The organism is Kitasatospora sp. NPDC003701 (genome assembly GCF_053587085.1).
This window is the reverse complement of the sequence record NZ_JBSFNM010000001.1, coordinates 495,100-514,206: the sequence shown is the minus strand read 5'-3', so window position 1 is coordinate 514,206 and position 19,107 is coordinate 495,100. Positions and strand designations below refer to the sequence as shown.

14 protein-coding genes and 1 pseudogene are annotated in these 19,107 nt (G+C 73.9%); 14 read left to right on the top strand and 1 reads right to left on the bottom strand.

Annotation, left to right across the window (positions count from 1 at the left end):
- Window positions 1-2: 2 nt before the first annotated feature.
- From ACWDRR_RS01945 to ACWDRR_RS01920, 6 genes and pseudogenes are all read left to right on the top strand, one after another.
- A complete protein-coding gene (locus ACWDRR_RS01945; RefSeq protein WP_449770211.1) occupies window positions 3-1,001 on the top strand; it encodes a carbon-nitrogen hydrolase family protein in 999 nt (332 codons plus the stop codon).
- Complete coding sequence (locus ACWDRR_RS01940) at window positions 998-2,110, top strand: cupin domain-containing protein (protein ID WP_449770210.1); 1,113 nt, start codon at window positions 998-1,000, stop codon at window positions 2,108-2,110. The genes ACWDRR_RS01945 and ACWDRR_RS01940 overlap by 4 nt, the downstream gene beginning before the upstream one ends.
- A 10-nt stretch (window positions 2,111-2,120) precedes the next feature.
- Window positions 2,121-3,056, top strand: a complete 936-nt coding sequence (locus ACWDRR_RS01935; protein WP_449770209.1) for a fumarylacetoacetate hydrolase family protein — start codon at window positions 2,121-2,123, stop codon at window positions 3,054-3,056.
- Window positions 3,053-3,817: pseudogene (locus tag ACWDRR_RS01930) on the top strand (maleate cis-trans isomerase family protein); the annotation flags it as partial. The gene ACWDRR_RS01935 and the pseudogene ACWDRR_RS01930, both read left to right, overlap by 4 nt.
- A gap of 183 nt (window positions 3,818-4,000) precedes the next feature.
- Window positions 4,001-4,912, top strand: coding sequence for a PaaX family transcriptional regulator (locus ACWDRR_RS01925; RefSeq protein WP_449770208.1), 912 nt, complete (start codon window positions 4,001-4,003; stop codon window positions 4,910-4,912).
- 16 nt (window positions 4,913-4,928) lie between these two features.
- Window positions 4,929-6,542, top strand: a complete 1,614-nt coding sequence (locus ACWDRR_RS01920; RefSeq protein ID WP_449770207.1) for an amidohydrolase — start codon at window positions 4,929-4,931, stop codon at window positions 6,540-6,542.
- A gap of 37 nt (window positions 6,543-6,579) precedes the next feature.
- Here ACWDRR_RS01920 and ACWDRR_RS01915 read toward each other — a convergent pair whose 3' ends face one another.
- Window positions 6,580-8,220: an ATP-binding cassette domain-containing protein gene (locus ACWDRR_RS01915; RefSeq protein WP_449770206.1), complete on the bottom strand. Its 1,641-nt coding sequence runs from the start codon at window positions 8,218-8,220 to the stop codon at window positions 6,580-6,582.
- A gap of 338 nt (window positions 8,221-8,558) precedes the next feature.
- Between ACWDRR_RS01915 and ACWDRR_RS01910 the strand changes: the two genes are divergently transcribed.
- The 8 genes from ACWDRR_RS01910 (at window position 8,559) to ACWDRR_RS01875 (ending at window position 19,106) form a co-directional block, all read left to right on the top strand.
- Window positions 8,559-9,812, top strand: a complete 1,254-nt coding sequence (locus ACWDRR_RS01910) for a hydroxymethylcytosylglucuronate/cytosylglucuronate synthase (protein WP_449770205.1) — start codon at window positions 8,559-8,561, stop codon at window positions 9,810-9,812.
- 65 nt (window positions 9,813-9,877) lie between these two features.
- The gene (gene blsE, locus ACWDRR_RS01905; protein WP_449770204.1) at window positions 9,878-10,867 is read left to right on the top strand and encodes a cytosylglucuronate decarboxylase; all 990 of its coding nucleotides are present in this window, start codon (window positions 9,878-9,880) and stop codon (window positions 10,865-10,867) included.
- A complete protein-coding gene (gene blsF / locus ACWDRR_RS01900; protein ID WP_449770203.1) occupies window positions 10,855-11,898 on the top strand; it encodes a CGA synthase-related protein in 1,044 nt (347 codons plus the stop codon). Before blsE ends, blsF begins: the two co-directional genes overlap by 13 nt.
- 103 nt (window positions 11,899-12,001) lie before the next feature.
- Complete coding sequence (gene blsG / locus ACWDRR_RS01895; protein ID WP_449770202.1) at window positions 12,002-13,165, top strand: arginine 2,3-aminomutase; 1,164 nt, start codon at window positions 12,002-12,004, stop codon at window positions 13,163-13,165.
- Window positions 13,162-14,343, top strand: a complete 1,182-nt coding sequence (locus ACWDRR_RS01890) for a DegT/DnrJ/EryC1/StrS family aminotransferase (RefSeq protein ID WP_449770201.1) — start codon at window positions 13,162-13,164, stop codon at window positions 14,341-14,343. Before blsG ends, ACWDRR_RS01890 begins: the two co-directional genes overlap by 4 nt.
- Window positions 14,340-15,581: an ATP-grasp domain-containing protein gene (locus ACWDRR_RS01885; protein WP_449770200.1), complete on the top strand. Its 1,242-nt coding sequence runs from the start codon at window positions 14,340-14,342 to the stop codon at window positions 15,579-15,581. The genes ACWDRR_RS01890 and ACWDRR_RS01885 overlap by 4 nt, the downstream gene beginning before the upstream one ends.
- 80 nt (window positions 15,582-15,661) lie before the next feature.
- Complete coding sequence (locus tag ACWDRR_RS01880; RefSeq protein WP_449770199.1) at window positions 15,662-16,936, top strand: MFS transporter; 1,275 nt, start codon at window positions 15,662-15,664, stop codon at window positions 16,934-16,936.
- A 286-nt stretch (window positions 16,937-17,222) separates the two neighbouring features.
- Window positions 17,223-19,106: a hypothetical protein gene (locus tag ACWDRR_RS01875; protein WP_449770198.1), complete on the top strand. Its 1,884-nt coding sequence runs from the start codon at window positions 17,223-17,225 to the stop codon at window positions 19,104-19,106.
- The last annotated feature ends 1 nt before the right edge of the window (window position 19,107 follow it).

The following is a 19,107-nucleotide window of genomic DNA, read 5'->3' as shown; positions in this document are numbered from 1 at the left end:
GGATGCCCCACCTGCCCCGCTTCACCGCCGCCGCCGTCCAGGCCGCCCCCGTCTACCTGGATCCGGACGCCACCGTCGACAAGGCCGTCGCGCTGATCGCCGAGGCGGCCGCGCACGGCGCCGCCCTGGTGGTCTTCCCCGAGGTGTTCGTGCCCGGCTACCCGTACTGGAACTGGACGATGAACCCCCTCCAGGGGTCGCCCTGGTTCGAACGGCTCTACCACGCCTCCGTCGACGTCCCCGGCCCACAGGTGGAAACCCTCTGCGCGGCCGCCCGCCGGGCTGGCGTGGTCCTGGTGATCGGCGTCAACGAGCGCGGCCGGCACGGCGTCGGCACGCTGTACAACACGATGCTGACCATCGACGCGGACGGCCGGCTGCTCGGCGTGCACCGCAAGCTCGTGCCGACCTGGGCCGAGAAGCTGACCTGGGCCCAGGGCGACGGCAGCTCGCTGGTCGTGCACGACACCCCGGTCGGCCCGCTCGGCGTGCTCGCCTGCGGCGAGAACACCAACCCGCTGGCCCGCTTCACCCTGCTCGCCCAGGGTGAACTGGTCCACGCCGCCAGCTACATCGCGCTGCCGGTCGCCCCCGAGGACTATGACATGGCGGAGGCCATCGCGCTGCGCGCGGCCGCGCACTGCTTCGAGGGCAAGGTGTTCACCGTGGTGTCCTGCTCGACGATCTCGCCCGAGATCGTCGACCTGGTGGCCGGTGACGACCAGCAGGTGCGCAAGCAGCTCGCCCGCCCGCGCGCCGCGCTCTCCGGCGTCTTCGGCCCGGACGGGCGCCCGGTCACCGAGCCGCTGGTCGACGAGGAGGGCATCGTCTACGCCGAGATCGACCTCGCCGCCTGCGTCCGGCCCAAGCAGATGCACGACATCGTCGGCCACTACAACCGGTTCGACGTCTTCCGGCTGCACGTGAACAACCGCCCGCACCGGCCCGTGCTGTTCACCGACGTACAGCAGGAGCCCGACCCCCACCAGGAGGAAGCGTGACCGACCACGACGACACCCGGCTGGGCCGGGCCAGGGTCGGGGACAGCCCCGAACTCACCGCCTACTACGAGGAGCTGGCCAAACAGGAGGCGGGCGCGCTCTGGACGGTGGCGAACGAGATCGAACCCTGGTACCCGCAGCCCAAGTCCGTCCCGGTGCTCTGGCGCTACGCCGACCTGGCGCCGCTGGTCCGCAAGGCGCTGCCGCTGGTCCGGGCGGACGACGCCGGCCGCCGGGTGGTGATGCTGGTCAACCCCGGCCGGCGCGAACTGAGCGCGGCCGTCGGGCTGTTGTACACCGGCCTGCAGATCATGGGCCCCGGCGAGGCGATGACCGCGCACCGCCACCAGGCCGCCGCGCTGCGCTTCGTGCACGAGGGCACCGGCGCCTGGACGATCGTGGACGGCCAGAAACTCGCGGTCGGACCGCGCGACTTCGCGATCACGCCGAACAACACCTGGCACGAGCACGGCAACGAAGGCTCCGACGAACCGGTGATCTGGCAGGACGGGCTGGACATCCCACTGGTCAACGCGCTCGACGCCGGCTTCTACGAAGTCCACCCCGAGCTCTACCAGCAGCCCGGCACAGTGGTGAACTCCTCGCTGCTCAGCTACGCCGGCACGCTGCTGCCCTACGGCGTCGAGACGTGGAGCCGCCCCTACTCCCCCCTGCTCGGGTGGCCCTGGGAGCCCAGTTACGAGGCGCTGTGCCGGCTGGCCCGGGCGGCCGAAGGGTCCCCGTACGACGGCGTGATCATGGAGTACACCAACCCGGTCACCGGCGGTCCGGTGATGCCGACCATGAGCGCCCACCTGCAACTGCTGCGCCCGGGGCAGGCCACCCTGGCGCACCGGCACACCGGCTCGGTGGTCTACACGGCGGCCAAGGGCCGGGGCGTCTCGGTGATCGCCGGGCGGCGCTTCGAGTGGCGGCAGGGCGACATCTTCGTCGTCCCGTCCTGGGCCTGGCACGAGCACGCGAACCTCGACCCGGGCGAGGACGCCTGCCTCTTCTCGTTCAACGACTTCCCGGTGATGCGCTCGCTCGGCATGTACCGCGAGGAGTCGCACCCGAACCACGACGGCCACCAACCCGCCCTTCCCTGAGGAGCTTTCGATGCATCTGCTCAGCTACCGTGCCGGCGGCAGCGACACGCCCCGTCTCGGCGCCCGCACCGGTGACCGGGTGGCCGACCTGACGGCGCTCGCCACCACCGCCGGGGCCGACCTGCCCGGCGACCTGGCGGCGCTGATCCGGGCCGGCGAGCCCGCCCTGGCCACCGCCCGTGCGCTGCTGGCCGCCGCACCGGCCGACGCCTGGCGGCCACTCGCCGAGGTCGTGCTGTGCGCGCCGCTGCGCCCCGGCAAGGTCGTCGGCATCGGCCTCAACTACGTCGAGCACGTCGAGGAGTCGCACCGCTCGCTCGACACCGAGCGCGAACTGCCCGACCGCCCGGTGCTGTTCGACAAACCGGCCACCGCCGTCACCGGCCCCGGCGGGCCGATCCTGCACAACACCGACCTGACCAAGCAGCTCGACTGGGAGTGCGAACTGGCCGTGGTGATCGGCCGCACCGCCCGGCGGGTCCCCGAGGCCGATGCGCTGCGGCACGTGTTCGGCTACAGCATCGTCAACGACGTCAGCGCGCGCGACCAGCGCCGCTCCGGGCAGTGGTTCTTCTCCAAGGGCCAGGACTCCTACTGCCCGTTCGGGCCGGTCGTGGTCACCGCCGACGAGATCCCCGACCCGCAGAACCTCGACCTCTCGCTCAAGGTCAACGGCGTGACCATGCAGGACTCCAACACCCGTCACATGCTCTTCGGCATCGCCCGGCTGATCGCCGACATCTCCTCCGGGATGACCCTGGAGCCCGGAGACGTGATCGCCACCGGCTCGCCGTCCGGCGTCGGCGCCGCACAGGTGCCGCCGCAGTTCCTGCAGCCCGGCGACCTGGTGGAGGCCACCGTCGAACGGATCGGCACCCTCGCCAACCCGGTCGTCGACGCCCGCGGTTACGACCCCGCCGGCCGCGGCGAGGGGCCGCGGGCATGAGGACCTACCGGATCGGCCAGATCGTCCCGAGCTCCAACGTCACCATGGAGACCGAGGTCCCGGCCCTGCTGCGGGCCCGGGAGGCGGTGGCCCCCGAACGCTTCACCTTCCACTCCAGCCGGATGCGGATGACCCGCGTCACCCCCGAGCAACTGCGCGCGATGGACGCCGACTCGGACCGCTGCGCGCTCGAACTCTCCGACGCCCGGGTCGACGTGCTCGGCTACGCCTGCCTGGTGGCCGTCATGAGCACCGGGCCCGGCTACCACCGGGAGTCCGAGCAGCGGCTGCACCGGCGCACCGTCGAGAACGGCGCGCCGGCGCCGGTGGTGACCAGCGCCGGCGCCCTGGTGGCCGGTCTGCACGCGCTCGGGGCGAAGAAGGTCGCCCTGGTCGCGCCCTACCTGCGGCCGCTCGCCCGCACGGTGGTGGACTACCTGGCGCACGAGGGCATCGCGGTGACCGACCACGCGGCCCTGGAGATCCCCGACAACCTGGCGGTCGCCGCCCACGACCCGGCCCGGCTGCCCGGCATCGCCGCGCGCCTCGCGCACGCCGAGGCGGACGCCGTGGTGCTCTCCGCCTGTGTGCAGATGCCCTCGCTGGCGGCCGTCGAGGAGGCCGAACAGCTGCTCGGCAAGCCGGTGGTCTCGGCGGCGATCTGCACCGTCCACCAACTGCTGCGCGCGCTCGGGCTGCCCGCCTTCGCCCCGGGCGCCGGGGCCCTGCTCTCCGGCGCCTACGCCGAGAGCGCGGCGCCGTCCCACGCGGTGCCGTCCCACGCCGTGCCGTCCGCCGGTCCGGAGGTCGGACCGGCGGTCGGACCACCGGTGACCGCCCCGCAGGCGCCCGCCGTCCCGCCGTCCGGCCCCCTGGGCTGCGCTCCGACAGTATGATCGCGCCGGACGGTCGGCAGGAGAGGCCGGCACGGGAGGAGGGCCGCCATGCCGGAGAGCACGCCACACCCCGGGGACTCCCCTGCGGAACGGCGCGGGCCCGGGCCGATCGGCAGGGAACTCCCCAGCTCCCTGATCCACACCATCTACGGCGAGTTCGTCCGCCGGCTCGGCGGTTGGATCTCGATAGCCGACCTGATCGTCCTGATGGCGGAGCTGGACGTCGACGCCCAGGCCGTCCGCTCGGCGATCTCCCGGCTGAAGAAGGCCGGCACCCTGCTGCAGGAGCGGCGCGAGGGCACCGGCTACCGGCTGAGCCCCGCGATGGGCCCGGTCTTCGACGAGGGCGACCGCCGGATCTTCCACAGCCTGGAGCCCGCCGAACTCGCCGACGGCTGGGTGGTCGCGGTCTTCTCGGTACCGGAGTCGGAGCGGGCCAACCGCCACCAGCTGCGCTCCCGGCTGAGCTGGCTCGGCTTCGGCAACGCCGCCCCCGGCGTCTGGCTGGCACCCGCCCGGGTGCTGCCGGACGCCCGGCGGCTGCTGGAGCGGCTCGGGCTGAGCGCCTACGTCCACCTCTTCGTCTCCGAGTACGCCGGGTTCGCCGAGCTGCGCTCGGCGGTCGGCGCCTGGTGGGACTTCCCGGCGATCGAGGCGCAGTACGCCGAGTTCACCGAGGCCTGGGGCCGGGTGGCCGCCGATCTGCGCCCGTTCCCGCGGATCGAGGCGGTCGAGGCGTTCCGCGCCTACGTCCCGATGCTCACCCAGTGGCGCCGGCTGCCCTACCTCGACCCGGGGCTCCCGGCGCCGCTGCTCCCGGCGGACTGGAACGCCGTCGCGGCCCGCGCGGTCTTCACCGAACTGCACGGGCTGCTCGCCGAACCCAGCCTGCGGCACGTCGAGAAGCTCACCGGGCTCCCCCCGCTCGAACCGCCCCCGCACCCCGATCGACTGCCGTAGCACCCGAGGAGTCGCCGTGACCGACCGGACCCCCGCCGACCTGCTGATCCGGTCCGGCGCCGTGCACACGCTCGTCCCCGGCGAGGCGCCGCGCCGCGCGCTGGCCGTCACCGGCGAGCGGATCACCGCGCTGTCCGCCGCGGTCGACGGCCTGGACCGGCTGATCGGCCCGGGGACGGAGGTGCTGGACCTGCCCGGCACGACCGTGCTGCCCGCCTTCGACGACACCCACACCCATCTGATCCTCGCCGCGCACAGCGTCCACGACGTCCCGGTCCACCGGGCCCGCGACCTCGACGGGTTCCTCGGCCTGATCCGTGAACGGGCGGCGGGCACGCCCCCCGGGCAGTGGATCCGCACCACGGTCAACTGGCAGGAGGTCAACCTCGCCGAACAGCGCCTGCCGCGCACCGGGGAACTCGACGCGGCCACCGCCGAGCACCCGGTGCTGGTGCGTCGCGGCGCCTACAACATGGTGCTCAACACGCCCGCGCTGCGCCTGGCCGGCATCACCGACGAGACCGACGCCCCGCCCGGCGGCGTGATCGAGCGGGACGAGCAGGGCCGGCTGACCGGCCGGCTGGTCGACAAGGCGGTCGCGCTGGCCGAGCGGGTGCTGCCGCGCCCCGCACTCGCCGACCGGATCGAGGGCCTGCGGGCCGCGTCCGCCGACTACGCCGCGACCGGGATCGGCACGGTCCGCGACTGCCTCGTCCCGGTGGAGGACCTCGACGTGCTGCGCGCCGCCCGGCGGGCCGGCGCCCTGAGCGTGCGGGTGCGGGCGCTGGTCTCCGGCTTCGGCGCCCGCACACCCGGGCAGGTGGACGAGCTGCTCGACCGGATGGAACCCTGGCGGACCGGGGGCGACGCCTGGCTGAGCGTCTGGGGCGTCAAGTTCGGCATCGACGGCGGCATCGAGGCGGGTGCGCTGGACGAGCCGTACGAGGGCCGCCCGTGCTACCACGGCACCCTGCTCTGGGACCCGCAGGAGCTGGCCGCGGCCGTCGACCGGGTGGTCGCACGCGGCTGGCGGGTCGGGGTGCACGCCTGGGGGGACCGCGGGCTGCGCACCCTGCTGGACGTGTTCGAGCAGGTCCTGAAGGACCGCCCCGGGCTGGCTCCGGGCACCCTGGTCGTCGAGCACGGCGGGCTGGCCCGGCCCGACCAGCGGTCGCGCGCCATCGCGCTCGGCATCCCGGTCACCGTGCAGCACCCGCTGCTGCACGACGCGGCGACGGCCCAGATCCGGGCCTGGGGCGGCGAGCGGGTGCGGGGCATCTTCCCGCTGCGCGAGTGGCTGGACGAGGGCGCGCTGCTCGCGGCCGGGTCCGACTTCCCGGTCGGACCCTACGGGGCGATGGTCTCGGTCTGGGGCATGACGACCCGGCAGACCGTGGCCGGCGCGCAGGGCGTCGAGCACGCGATCACCCGGGCCGAGGCGATCGCGCTGCACACGGTCGACGCGGCCCGGCTGCTCGGCGAGAGCGGAACGCGCGGCAGTCTGCGGCCCGGGGCGCTGGCGGACCTGACCCTCTGGCCGGCCGACCCGCTGGACTGCCCGCCGGACGAACTGGCGCGGCTGCGCCCGGTCCGCACCGTCCTCGGGGGCCGAACGGTGCACCGGATCTGACGACTGCCCGGGCGCCGGGCCGCCGCCCGGGGCCCGGTCAGCTCCGGACGCGGCTGACCCGGCCCTCGTCCCAGACCGGCTCGTCCGCCTCCACCACCCGGCCGTCCGCCCGGAAGACCAGGAAGCGGCCGAAGACCCGGGCGAACCAGCGGTCATGGGTGACCGCCACCACCGTCCCGGTGAAGGCGGCCAGGGCCTCCTCCAGGGCCTCGGCCGAGATGAGGTCGAGGTTGTCGGTCGGTTCGTCCAGCAACAGCAGTGTCGCCCCGGCCAGTTCCAGCAGCAGGATCTGGAAACGTGCCTGCTGACCGCCCGAGAGGGTCTCGAAGTTCTGCCGGCCGGCGCCGGCCAGCCCGTAGCGGCTCAGGGCGGACATCGCGCGCTCCAGGTCCAGCCCGGGGCGGTCGCCCTCGCCGGCGCCGAGAATCTCGGCCGGGGTCCGGCCGGCCCACTCCGGGTGCCGGTGGGTCTGGGCGAACAGCCCGGGCCGGACGCGGGCGCCCAGCCGGCACTCACCGCTGTGCGCCACCGTCGGGGCCGCGTCCCCGCCGGCCTCGTCCAGCAGCCGCAGGAAGTGGCTCTTGCCGGAGCCGTTCGAACCGAGCACGCAGACCCGGTCCCCGAAGAACACCTCCAGGTCGAACGGCCGCATCAGACCGCTGAGTTCGAGGCTCTTGCAGGTGATCGCACGGATGCCCGTCCGCCCGCCGCGCAGGTCCGGCGCGACCCGCTGGCGGCGCGGCGGCGCGGGCGGCGGCCCGACCTCCTCGAACTTCGCCAGCCGGGTCTGGGCGGCGTGGTAGCGGGAGGCCATCTCGTCGCTGATGGACGACTGCTGGCGCAGCGTCCGGACCAGCTCCTTGAGCTGCTCGTGCTTCTCGCTCCAGCGCTGCCGCAGCTCCGCGGCGCGCTGCCAGCGGGCCTCGCGGGCCTCGGCCCAGGTGGCGAATCCGCCGCCGTGCGTCCAGGCCGTGCCGCCCTCCAGCGTCACGACCTGGCCGGCGGTGCGGCTCAGCACCTCCCGGTCGTGGGTGATCAGCAGCACGCCCTGCCGGGTCTGGGCGAGCTGCTCCTCCAGCCAGCGCTTGCCGGGGACGTCGAGGTAGTTGTCCGGCTCGTCCAGCAGCAGCAGCTCGGCCGGGCCCCGGAGCAGCGCCTCCAGGACGAGCCGCTTCTGCTCGCCGCCGGACAGCGTCGCCACCTCCCGGTACTGGGCGACCTGGAACGGGGTGCCGAGCGCGGCGACCGTCACGGTGTCCCAGAGCACCTCGTAGTCGTAGCCGCCGGCCTCGCCCCAGTCCACCAGGGCCTGCGCGTAGCGCAGTTGGGTGGGCTCGTCGTCGACCTCCATCATGGCGAGCTCGGCCGCGTCGAGGGCGGCGGCCGAGGCCCGCAGCGGCGGCGGCGCGACGGTGAGCAGGAGGTCCCGGACCGTACGGTCGTCGCGCAGGCTGCCGATGAACTGCGGCATGACCGCGACGGCGCCCTGACTGCGGAACGACCCCCGCTGCGCCGGGAGTTCGCCCGCGAGTATGCGCAGCAGCGTGGTCTTGCCCGCGCCGTTGTCGCCGATGAGCGCGACCGTTTCGCCGGCCGGCACACGGAACGAGACGTCGTGGAAGAGCTCGCGACCGTCGGCGAGAACATGACCGAGACTGGTGGCTTCGAGGTAGCCCATGGGAGCGGATTCTAGCGGCCGGACACTCGGTGGGCGATCCGATTTCCGTGACCGCACCGGGGACAATTCCGGCCGGCCGGTAGATCATCAACTTCCTTTCATCGGATGATAGTTAGTCGCTCCATCGCGCTATTCACTCACAAGTCGGAATACCGGTAAAAGGCCTTGTGCGGATCCGGCGCCCTGAGGAACGGTTGTACCCGAAGGAAGCCGCGCCGCAGGACAGCGTGATCTCTCCCGAGACGCCCTGTTTTCGTGAGCGCGGCCGTGCTCCTCCTGATCCCGACCCTGCCTGATCCCGACCCTGCCGGCCCTGCCAGGAAGGCGAGAGATATCCGATGTCGTCCGATCTCACTGCGCACTCCGACAACCACCTCTCGCAGTCCGGTCCCGCCACCGTCGCACTCGTCGGAGCGGAATTCGGCTGGGGCAGCTCGGGAAAGCTGAGCGCCGTACTCTCCGCCCTGCGGGAGCGACCGGCCCCTCCGCTGCGGTTCGTCGGGCTGGCCTCGGGGCTGGGCCGCCCGCTGCTCGCCGAGCACGCGGTGGACGCCTGGCACGACCTGCCGGACGATCCCGGCCGACTGGCCCCCGCGGTCCGGGAGTTCGTGCGGTCGCAGGGCGTGCGGGCCGCCGTGGTCGTCCTGGACGGCGCGGCCGCCGCGGCGCTGCTGGCCGCCGGTGTGCCCACGGTGTTCGTCGACAGCCTGCCCTTCCTCTGGTCCGAGGGCGACCGGGCAGCGCTGCCGCTGGACGCGACGGTGTACTGCGCCCAGAAGAGCGTCGAGCTGCCGCCCGAGTGCCTGGACGTCCTGGCGGACGCCCGGGCGCTGCGCTGGGTCGAGGCCGTCATCGCCGGGCCCCGCGCGCCGGAGCCGGCCCCCGCCGGAGCCCGGCGGAGCACCGGCCGCCCGTACCGCCGGGCGCTGGTCAGCCTGGGCGGTCTGCGCGCGCCGAAGCTCGGCGATCCGGGGCACTATCCGAGCCTGGTCGTCCCGGCCGCCCTGGAGGCCCTCGCCGCCCACGGGGTCGAGGAGGTGCACATCGCCGGCAACCTGCCCGCCGACCTGGCGGGCCGGCTCGTGGACGCGTCGATCGCCCCGCCCCGCACGACCACCGGCGCACTCGGTCACGGCGCGTTCCTGGAGCGGCTGGCCGACAGCGACGTCCTGCTCACCTCACCCGGCCTGACCACCCTGCTGGAGGCGGGCGGCCTGCGCGTCCCCACGGTCTGCCTGCCGCCGCAGAACCTCAGCCAGATCTTCAACGGCCGGTACCACAGCCAGGCGCTCGGAGCCCCGCTGCGGGTGCTCTGGCCCAAGGACGTGCTGGTCGAGGACGGCGCGCTGGCGCTCCGCTCCGAGGGCGAGGACAACGCCCTGGAGCTGATCTACGACTCGATCGGGCGGGCGGCGGTCGGCGACGACCACCGGGCCGTCCGCACCGCCCTGCGCGACGGTGTCCTGGCGGCGCTGCACCGGTCCACCGGCGTCGACGACTGGGGCGCGCTCACCACCACGATCGGCACCGGCGGGGCGGCCCAGGTGGCCGACGCACTGCTCGGTGTCCTGAGCACACCGGAGCCCTCCTGACCCGCCCGGGGCGTACCCCGCCCCGCCCCACCCGTCCCGTGAATCGTCTGGAAGGTCTCCCCTCCGTGCGTGCACGTGATCGCTACCTCTTCATCCGGATCCTGGAAGCCTGCAACGCCGACTGCTTCATGTGCGAGTTCGCCCTCTCCCGCGACACCTTCCGCTTCTCCCGGGAGGACTTCGACGACCTGCTGCCCAAGGCCCGCGAGGCCGGCGTGGGCTACGTCCGGTTCACCGGCGGCGAGCCGCTGATGCACCCGGACGTGGTGGAGCTGGTGCGCTCGGGCACCGCCGCCGGGATGAGGATGTCCCTCATCACCAACGGTTCGATGCTGCCCCGGATGGCCGCGCCGCTGGCCGAGGCCGGCCTGGCCCAGGTGATCGTCAGCCTGGACGGCGCCTCGGGCGCCACCCACGACGTCTACCGGCGCTCCCCCGGCATGTTCGACAGCGGGCTGGCCGGCCTGCGCGACGCCGTGAAGCTCGGCGTCCTGCCCCGGGTGAACACCGTGGTCGGGCCGCACAACTACACCGAGATGCCGAGGCTCCAGGAGGTCCTCACCGAGGCCGGGGTGCGGCAGTGGGAGCTGTCCGCCCTCAAGCTCGACCGCAGCATCACCTACCCGGACGCCGATCACGTCCGCAGCGTCTGCGATCCGATCTACGACGCCGACCCGGCCGAGCGGCTGGTCCCGATGGGCAAGCGGTTCTACGGTGACACCCCGCAGGAGCAGGAGCGGTACTTCACCAGGTCCGTCACCCCCCGCGCCGCCGAACCGCTCTGCCACGTCGCGGACGACGTCATCTACATCGACGGCAAGTACGGGCGGATGTACGCGTGCAGCTGCATCCCGCACCGGGAGGGCGACGACGGCCCCGGTGGTGCCCCGCTGCGGGAGCAGGGGGTGATCCGGCTGGACACCCCGGTCTTCCGCACCCACGCCGACTGGTTCCGCGAACGCGGCCCCGAGGTGTGCAACGGGTGTTCCACCACCGCCGCCGGATACAGCGACGACGTGGCCCGGCTCGGGGCGGTGGGACCATGGCACTACTGAGTTCCGGTCAGCAGGCCTCGGCGCACCCCGGCCCGAGCGCCACGAGCGCCCCAGGCACCCGGGGCGTGCCGACCGGCACCGCCGGCGCGACCGGTACGGTCGGAGCCGGGCACGGCCCGCGCGTCCTGCTGACGGCCCGGGCGGACCAGCTGGACTCGACGCTCGCCCTGCGCCGGGTCGCGGCCCACCTGGGCGACCTCCGCCGGGTCGGCCCCGCCGACCTCGACCCGCCACCGGTCGCCGCCCTGGTCTGCGACGACGTGGCGGCCACCGAGCGGCTGCTGGGCCTGGGCGTGCCGGTGGTGCACCTGACCTCCGGTCACCCGGCGGGCGCACCGGCAGCCGACGCACCGCCGGATCGCGCCCTCGCCCGGACCCACCGGCCCGGGTGGCTGCCACCGCCCGGGCCCGGTGCCCGAGGGGCCCGGCCCACCGGGGTCCTCGCACCGCAGCGCACCGGCAGGAGCCGGCACCGTTCCGGCACCCTCCTGCTGCTCTCCCTGTGGCGCGTACCGGACGCCGACGCGGAGGCCTTCGCCACCGGAGCACTGCCGGCGTTGGCCGACGCCGCAGTGCGGCGCACCGGGAGCTGCACCGTGGTCGCCGACACCGGGCTCGACCTCCTGCGGGCCGCCCTGGGCGGCCCGGCCGGGCGTCCGGGCCTGTGGGTGCACCGGGCCGCCGAGGTCGACCCGGACGCGCTCCATGCCGACGCCGCCGTGTTCCTGGCCTCGCCGGTGCTCGGGGCGCTCGCCCTGGCCCAGGCACGGCGGGCGCCGCTGGCCCTGCTGCCACCGCTCGGGTCCGCCCAGCGGGACGTGGCCGCCCGGGTCGCCGAGGTCCTGCCCCTGCCCTCGGCCGAGGATCCCGATGATCCGGGCCTCTGGGCGCCGTCCGCGCCCGGGAGGGCCTCGGCGGGCGGTAGGGCAGCGGCGGGTCCGTGGCAGCTGCTCGACCCGGCCCTGGACGACCTGCGCGGCGCGCAGCGGGTCGCCCGCACCCTGCGCCAACTCGCGCTCGCACCACTGTGAGCCCGCCGCCCCCGTCCGTTCCCCTCACCTCGTCAGCCCGCCGGTCCGGCCCCGCCCGGTCCGGCCACCTCTCCCCCGTCGATCACGTCGTGCTGGAGCCGCCATGTCCGACACCCTTCGCGAACCCACGGCTGTCACCCGCCCCGAACTGATCCGTCCCAGGGTCCCGGAGAGCGACTGGGACGACTGGCGCTGGCACATGCGCCGGCGCATCACCAGCGTCGACAAGGCCCGGCAGTGGATCAACCTCAGCACCGACGAGGAGAAGGCCATCGCCGGGGTGGCGGGCAAGTACCGCTGGAGCGTCACCCCGTACTACGCCTCGCTGATGGACCCGGACGACCCCGGCTGTCCCGTCCGGTTGCAGGCGGTGCCGGCCCTCGGCGAGCTGATGGAGTTCCCCGGGGCCGAGGTGGACCCGGTCGGGGACACCTTCTACCGCAAGACCAACCGGGTGGTGCACAAGTACCCGGACCGGGTGATCATGCTGGTCACCGAGGCCTGCCCGGTCTACTGCCGCCACTGCACGCGCAAGTTCCACACCACCGACGTCGACGGCACCTACTTCCGCGACGACGAGGGCGGTTCCTACGACGAGGACCTGCGCTACATCGCCGACCACCCCGAGATCCGGGACGTCCTGCTGACCGGCGGCGACCCGCTGTCCTACCAGGACGGCAAGCTGGAGGAGATCATCGCCGGGCTCCGGGCGATCCCCTCGGTGGAGATCATCCGGATCGGCAGCCGGTTCCCCGTTCTGCTGCCGCAGCGGATCACCGAGGGCCTCTGCTCGATGCTCGAGCGGTACCACCCGGTCTGGCTGAACACCCACTTCAACCACCCGAAGGAGATCACCCCGGAGGCCGCGGCGGCCGTCGACCGCCTGCTGCGGCACGGGATCCCGGTCGGGAACCAGACGGTGCTGCTGCGCGGGATCAACGACGACGTCGACACCATGCGCACGCTGATGACCGAGCTGCTGCGGATCCGGGTCCGGCCGTACTACCTCTACCACTGCGACAACGTCACCGGGGTCTCGCACTTCATGACGTCGGTGGAGAAGGGCTGGGAGATCATGGCCGGCCTCCAGGGCCACATCACCGGGTTCGGCGTCCCCCAGTACGTCCTGACCACGAAGATCGGCAAGATCCCCATCGCGCAGCCCTCCTTCACCCAGATCCCCGAAGGCCTCCTGCTCCGCAACCACCGAGGCCAGGAGATGGTCGTCGACGGTTCGGCGCAGCCGATCACGGAGTCGGACGCATGAGCTCACTCGACAAGCGGCTCGGGCAGCGCTTCCTGCCCTACGGAGCGAACTACCTCGACTGGTCCGACATGTCGGAGCTGCGGAAGGTGATCGAGCACCAGGTCCTGTTCCGCTACCAGACCGAGACCGAGAGCATGGCCTCCCGGCTGGAGCGGACGGTCGCCGAGCGGCTGGGCGCGGGCCACGCCCTGGCCGTCCACAACTGCACCGAGGCGCTGCGGCTCGCGCTGATCTCGACCCGCCCCGCCATCGGTGACCTGGTCCACATCCCGGCGGTCACGTTCGTCGCGGTGGCCGGCGCGGTGCTGTCGTGCGGCCTGATCCCGGTGCTGGTCGACGCCGACGACTCGCTCTCGATGGACCCGACGCTGGTGCCGTCGGACGCGCAGCGGGTGATCGTGGCCCACATGGAGGGCACCGTGGCGCCGCTGCCGGCCGGGGTGCCCTACCTCGTCGAGGACTGCGCGCAGTCCCTCGGCGCCCGCTTCCCCGACGGCCGGCAGGTCGGGACGGCCGGCTACGCCGGCACGTTCAGCTTCCACCACAACAAGGTCCTCACCTCGGGCGAGGGCGGGCTGCTCGTCACGAACGACGAGAGCGCCTGGTCGACCATGCGCTGCTACCACGACCACGGCTCGGCGCGGGTCCCCGGCCACTACCCGACGTGGAACCAGGACGCCCACTTCGGCGAGAACTTCGTGACCAGCGAGCAGGTCGCGGCCGTCCAGTGCCAGCAGTTCCGGCACCTCGACACGCTGCTCGCCGGCCTGGAGCGGATGTACGCCATCGCGATGTCCGAGCTGCCCGACCGGGCCGACCTGGAGGTCCGGCCCCGGGCCGCCGGCGACGTGAAGGTCAGCCTGCGGTTCCGCTGCGAGAGCAAGGAGCTGCGGGACTCCGCGGTGGCCGCGCTCACCGCGGCCGGCATCGCCAACTGGACGCTGGGGAAGTACCTGCTGCCCGAGCACCCGGTGCTCACCGGCCGCCGGTCGCTCTACCGGGACGGCTTCCCGTGGAACCACGCCCCGGACGCGCCGCTGGCGCTCAGCCGCGACGGCTTCGCCCGGACCAGGGACCTCCTGGACCGCACCCTGTGCGTGCCGCTCTCCCCGGAGCTCCCCGAGGAGGAGCAGGTCCTCGCGGCCAAGGCCGTCCGTCAGGTGCTGGAGGCGGTGTGAGCGACACCGAGGTGCTGTTGATGGTGGACGACCGTCCGTCGTCCTTCACCCGCTACGCGGCCCGGGCGCTGGCCGACCGGCTGGTCCTGCTGCGGTTCGCCGAGACGCGCCTGGACCTGCCGGAGGACTACCTCCTCGAAACCGCGCACCTGCCGGCCTTCTGGGTGCGCGAGGGTGCGACCCCGGCGGAGGAGGCGCGGCGCTACCGGGAGTGGGCCGCGGGGCTGCCGGTGCCGCCGACCAGGTTCTGCAACCCGTCCGAGCCCCGGCAGGCCGTGGCGCAGCGGTTCGCGGCGCTCGCCGGCCTGCCGCACCTGACCGAGCAGCAGGTCTCCCTGGTGCGGGACAAGGCCGCGATGAAGGCCCGCTTCCGGGAGCTGGGCCTGCGGACGGCGGAGTTCGCGCGGGTGCGGTCGGGCGCCGAGGTCGAGCGGTTCGCCGAGCTGCACGGCTGGCCGGTGGTGCTCAAGCCGGTGGACTCGTTCGCCTGCGTGGACACCTACCGGCTCACCGGGCCCGGGGACCTCGCCGGGATCGACCTCGCCGCGCGGCGGTGGATGGTGGAGGAGCACCTCGGCGGTACCGAGTGGGAGGTGTGCGCGGTCATCCTCGGCGGCGAGGTCCTGGACGCGTGGCCGAGCGCGATGCCCTGCCGCCCGCTGGACATCGTCGACGGCGCGATGAACGCCAACATCAGCGTCGGCACCGGCGAAGGGCCGCCGGTCGACGTGCGGGCGCTGGTCCAGCGCATCGTCACCGGGATGGACATCGACCACGGGTACGCCCACATGGAGTTCTTCCTGATCGACGGCGAGGTGTACGCGGGCGAGATCGGCGTACGGCTGGCGGGCTGCGAGATCCCTGCCAACCACGGCCACGCGTACGGCTTCGACGTGTTCGGCGCCACGCTGGCGGTGTACCTCGGCCGCCGGCCGGAGCTGGACTACCGCGAGCGCCGCTGTGCGGGCGATCTGCTGCTGCCGCTGCCCGGCTCCGGGACGATCCGGCGGATCACCTCCCGGGACGAACTCCTCGGGATGCCCGGGGTCGTCGACGCCGTCCTCAAGGTCCGTGCCGGTGACCGGGTGACGGCCCGCCGGGCCTCGCACAACGCCTCGGGGTACGCCCATGTCGTGGGAGGGTCGCTCGAGGAGGTGGAAAGCCGCATGCGCGAGGTGCTCGACCGGTTCACGATCGAGGTGGTGCCGGCCCGCGAGGCCGACGTCGTCCCCACCTGATCCCGCCGTGCCGCCCGCCCGCGCAGCGGCCCGGCACCCGACTCGCCGCCCCGTGCGGCCACGGAACGGAGACCGTCCACGTGACCAGCGGCCTGCCCCGTCGCTTCCTCGATCTGCTCACACGCCCCCGGGTGGCCGGGGCGGCCTGGTGGAGCGTCGTCTCCAGGCTGCCGGTCTATCTGATGTCCCTGGCACTCGTCCTGACGGTCCGTGAGCAGGGTGGCAGTTACGCCCAGGCCGGCCTGGTCGCCGCGCTGTACACGCTGGGGATGGCGCTCGGCAGCCCGCTGATCGCCCGCCACCTCGACCGTCGCGGCCGCGCGGCGGTGCTGACGGCGACCGCCGTCGCCTACCCGGCGGCGCTGGCCGTCCTCGTGTGGTTCACCCACCCCGGCGGGTGGGCGCAGCCTGCGGCGGCGGCGGTCGCCGGGGCGGTGCTGCCGCCCGCGAACGCCTGCATGCGCTCGCTCTGGGCACGGCTGCCGCTCCGGGAGGAGGAACGCGAGACGGCCTACCTCTGGGAGGCGCTGCTCACCGAGGTCCTGGTGATCGGTGCGCCGCTGATGCTGGCGGCGCTGATGCTGGTCGGCTCGGCGGGCCTGGCGCTCACCACGATCGCGGTGGTGGGCGGCCTCGGCACGCTGGGGCTCGCGCACACCCGGCTGCCGGCCGGCACCAGCGGCACCGACGCCGCCGAGGCCGGCCCCGCAGATGCCGGCCCCGCCGACGCCGCGGGCGGGGCCCCGCCGGAGCCCCGCCATCCGCTGGGCCCCCTGCGGGAGCCGGCGCTGCTGGCGCTGACCGGCATCATGGCGCTCTCCGCGGTGCCCATCGGCCTGCTGACGCTGGCCATCCCGGCCTTCGTCGACCGGCACGGGCCTCCGGGCGGCGCGGGCCTGGTCTATGCCTGCTGGGGGGTCGGCAGCGCCCTGGGCGCCCTCTGGCTGGGCCGGTCCCAGTCCCAGGTGGCCCCCCAGGTGCGCTTCCCCCGGCTGCTGCTGGCGTACGCCCTCGGGACGGGTCTGACACTGCTCGCCGGCTCCCAGGTGGGCCTCGCGGTGGCCCTCGCGGTGGGCAGCGCGCCGATCGCCCTGGTCTCCGCCAGCGAGATGACCCTGGTGAGCGGCATCGCCGACGGCCGGTCGCTGGCCGAGGCGTTCACCTGGGCCTCGCTGGCCACCGTCCTCGGCGACGCGCTGGGCCAGCAGGCCGGCGGACTGCTGATGGACCCGCTCGGACCACGCGCGGTGTTCGCCGTGGCGACGGGTACCGCCCTGGCGGCCGCCGGACTCGCCTTCGCCTGCCGGGGGTTGCTGACCCGGCGGGCGGTACCGATGGTGGAGTGCGCGGCATGAGGGCCGGGCCGGCCACCCGAGACCCTCCTCGCCGACCACCCGGCGGGTCGATCCGATGATCCGACGATCCGTCATCCTCCTTGCCGTGCCGCCCGTCGACACATCGCCTCATCGACCTGTCGTCCCGTCGACCGGGCCGCCCGTCGGCTCACGCGCGGACCGCTCCCCGCCTTCCCTGCCCCTCCCCCTTCCACCCTGTCCCTGCCCCTGCCCCTGCCCCTGCCACCCTGTCCCTCCCCTTCCCTCCCGCGGCCCTCCCGGCGCGGACTACGCGAGGTGGTCCACCATGAACGCTGCCCCCACCGACCAGCGGCCCGACCTGCCGTCCGAACCCGCACCCCTGTTCCGTCCGGTCACCCGGGACCAGTTACCACAGGCCGTACGGGAGTTCCTGGCCTCCCCGCAGCTCCTGCCGGTGCCGGTGCCGACCGAGGACCGGGCCGATCTGGCACAGAGCGTCGAACTCGCCGGCCGGCTGTACGGCGGCCTGCGGCCGCCGCACCCGCTGGACGTCGGGATCGTCCTCGGCGCGGCGCAGCTGCCCGAGGGGCTCGCGGAGCTGGCCCGCCCGCTCGCCCGGACGTGGGTGGCCGAGGAGGAACTGGCGGACGTCGCGGCGTTCCAGGAGCGGCACAGCGGCTCGCTGCTGCTCGTCGGCCGCTACGACCGGCTCACCCTCGACCCCGTCCGGTCGCTGCTGCTGGCCACCTACCGCGGCCGGCGGCACGGGCTGACGCTGCTGAGCGGCCGCGACGACGCCTCGGTCGGCTGGAACGTGGCCAAGCAGTACGCGGAGCCGGCCCTCGACATCGACGCGCTGGGCCTGTTCACCGACACCGACCGGCCGCCCCGGCTGCCCGGCGTCCAGGTCTTCGACGACCGCGACTTCGACCGCGAGGACATCCAGGCCCGGATCCTGGGCACCCGGTGGCGGCGGGTGGCCTTCCAGGGCCACGGCAAGGACGACAGCGTCAACCTCGGCGAGTTCACCATCTGCGGCCTGAACGGCTCGGCCCCGGCCGTGCCCGGGCTGCTCGGCCCGCGCTGCGCCTACGGGCTGCCCTGCTACAAGCCGGAGGACAAGCTCGTCCCGCTCAACCGGGTGGAGGCCGTGGAGCTGGTGCTCAGCGCGTGCAACAGCGGCCCGCTCGCGGACCTCGCCCTGTACGACCCGAAGTACCAGCTGCTGCTGAACGCGCTCGACGGACCGGCCCGCACGGTGGTCTCGGCCGTATCGGTGCACGACTCGGACCGGCCGGAGAACGTAGCCTGGATGCACGGCGCCCTGGTCGGCGCGGACTCCGTCGACACCCTCAACGCCAGTCTGGCCGGCTCGCACCCCTACCCGGCGTTCATGCGCTTCGGCCTGCCGGGCGCGCCGGAGGACACTCCGCCGCCGCCGGCCCCGGCGGACCACCGCCCCGACCCCCTGCTGCTCACCGTGGGCGCCCGGCTCACCGCCTACCTCGCCTCGGAACTGCTGCCGCACAACCACCCGCTGCGGCCCCGGCTGACCAGGCTGGCCCGGAAGGTCGACCTCTGGGTGGCCAGGCCGACCCATCTCGCCGACCAGTCGCCCGAGCAGATCCAGGCCTCGCTGACGGCGGACCTGCAGTCCCTCGACCATGTGATCACCGAGCAGGTCGCGGCCAACCCCGAGCACGAGCTGATGAACTACCCGGCGCACTTCGGCGACCGCAGCAGCCTGGACCCGCGGGTGCGCGAGGTCACCTGCCACTGCGGCCGCCCCGCGCAGGAGTTCACCCGGCGGGGCCTGCTCCCGCACGTCCTGGACACCACGTGCGCCGTCTGCATGCGCTGCGGCGACGTCACCTTCCAGCTCCCGGACGCCCCCGCGCTGCTCGCCCACGCCGCTGACGAGGTCGAGCAGGGCGGGGTGCTGGAGGTCCGGGCCCTGGTCACCGCGGCCCGGACCGGCCCGGTCCGGCTGGGCCTCTTCGTCCCGAGCTACCTGCGCGAGGACACCACGGTGGAGCCGGTCACCACCAGGATCCGGCTCACCGGCGGGCAGTCCGAGGAGGTCGGGTTCCGCGTGCGGTTCGCCGCCGCCACCGCCCCGCAGGCCTACTACTTCACGGTGTTCGCCGTGCAGGACCTCGCCGTCTCGACGGCCCGGCGCCACTTCGGGGTCGTCCCCCGGAGCGCCTGAC

Coding starts and splice junctions, on each gene's coding strand:
- ACWDRR_RS01945 (WP_449770211.1), top strand. CDS start 3: ATGCCCCACCTGCCCCGCTTCACCGCCGCCGCCGTCCAGGCCGCCCCC.
- ACWDRR_RS01935 (WP_449770209.1), top strand. CDS start 2,121: ATGCATCTGCTCAGCTACCGTGCCGGCGGCAGCGACACGCCCCGTCTC.
- ACWDRR_RS01925 (WP_449770208.1), top strand. CDS start 4,001: ATGCCGGAGAGCACGCCACACCCCGGGGACTCCCCTGCGGAACGGCGC.
- ACWDRR_RS01915 (WP_449770206.1), bottom strand. CDS start 8,220: ATGGGCTACCTCGAAGCCACCAGTCTCGGTCATGTTCTCGCCGACGGT.
- ACWDRR_RS01910 (WP_449770205.1), top strand. CDS start 8,559: ATGTCGTCCGATCTCACTGCGCACTCCGACAACCACCTCTCGCAGTCC.
- blsF (WP_449770203.1), top strand. CDS start 10,855: ATGGCACTACTGAGTTCCGGTCAGCAGGCCTCGGCGCACCCCGGCCCG.
- blsG (WP_449770202.1), top strand. CDS start 12,002: ATGTCCGACACCCTTCGCGAACCCACGGCTGTCACCCGCCCCGAACTG.
- ACWDRR_RS01890 (WP_449770201.1), top strand. CDS start 13,162: ATGAGCTCACTCGACAAGCGGCTCGGGCAGCGCTTCCTGCCCTACGGA.
- ACWDRR_RS01875 (WP_449770198.1), top strand. CDS start 17,223: ATGAACGCTGCCCCCACCGACCAGCGGCCCGACCTGCCGTCCGAACCC.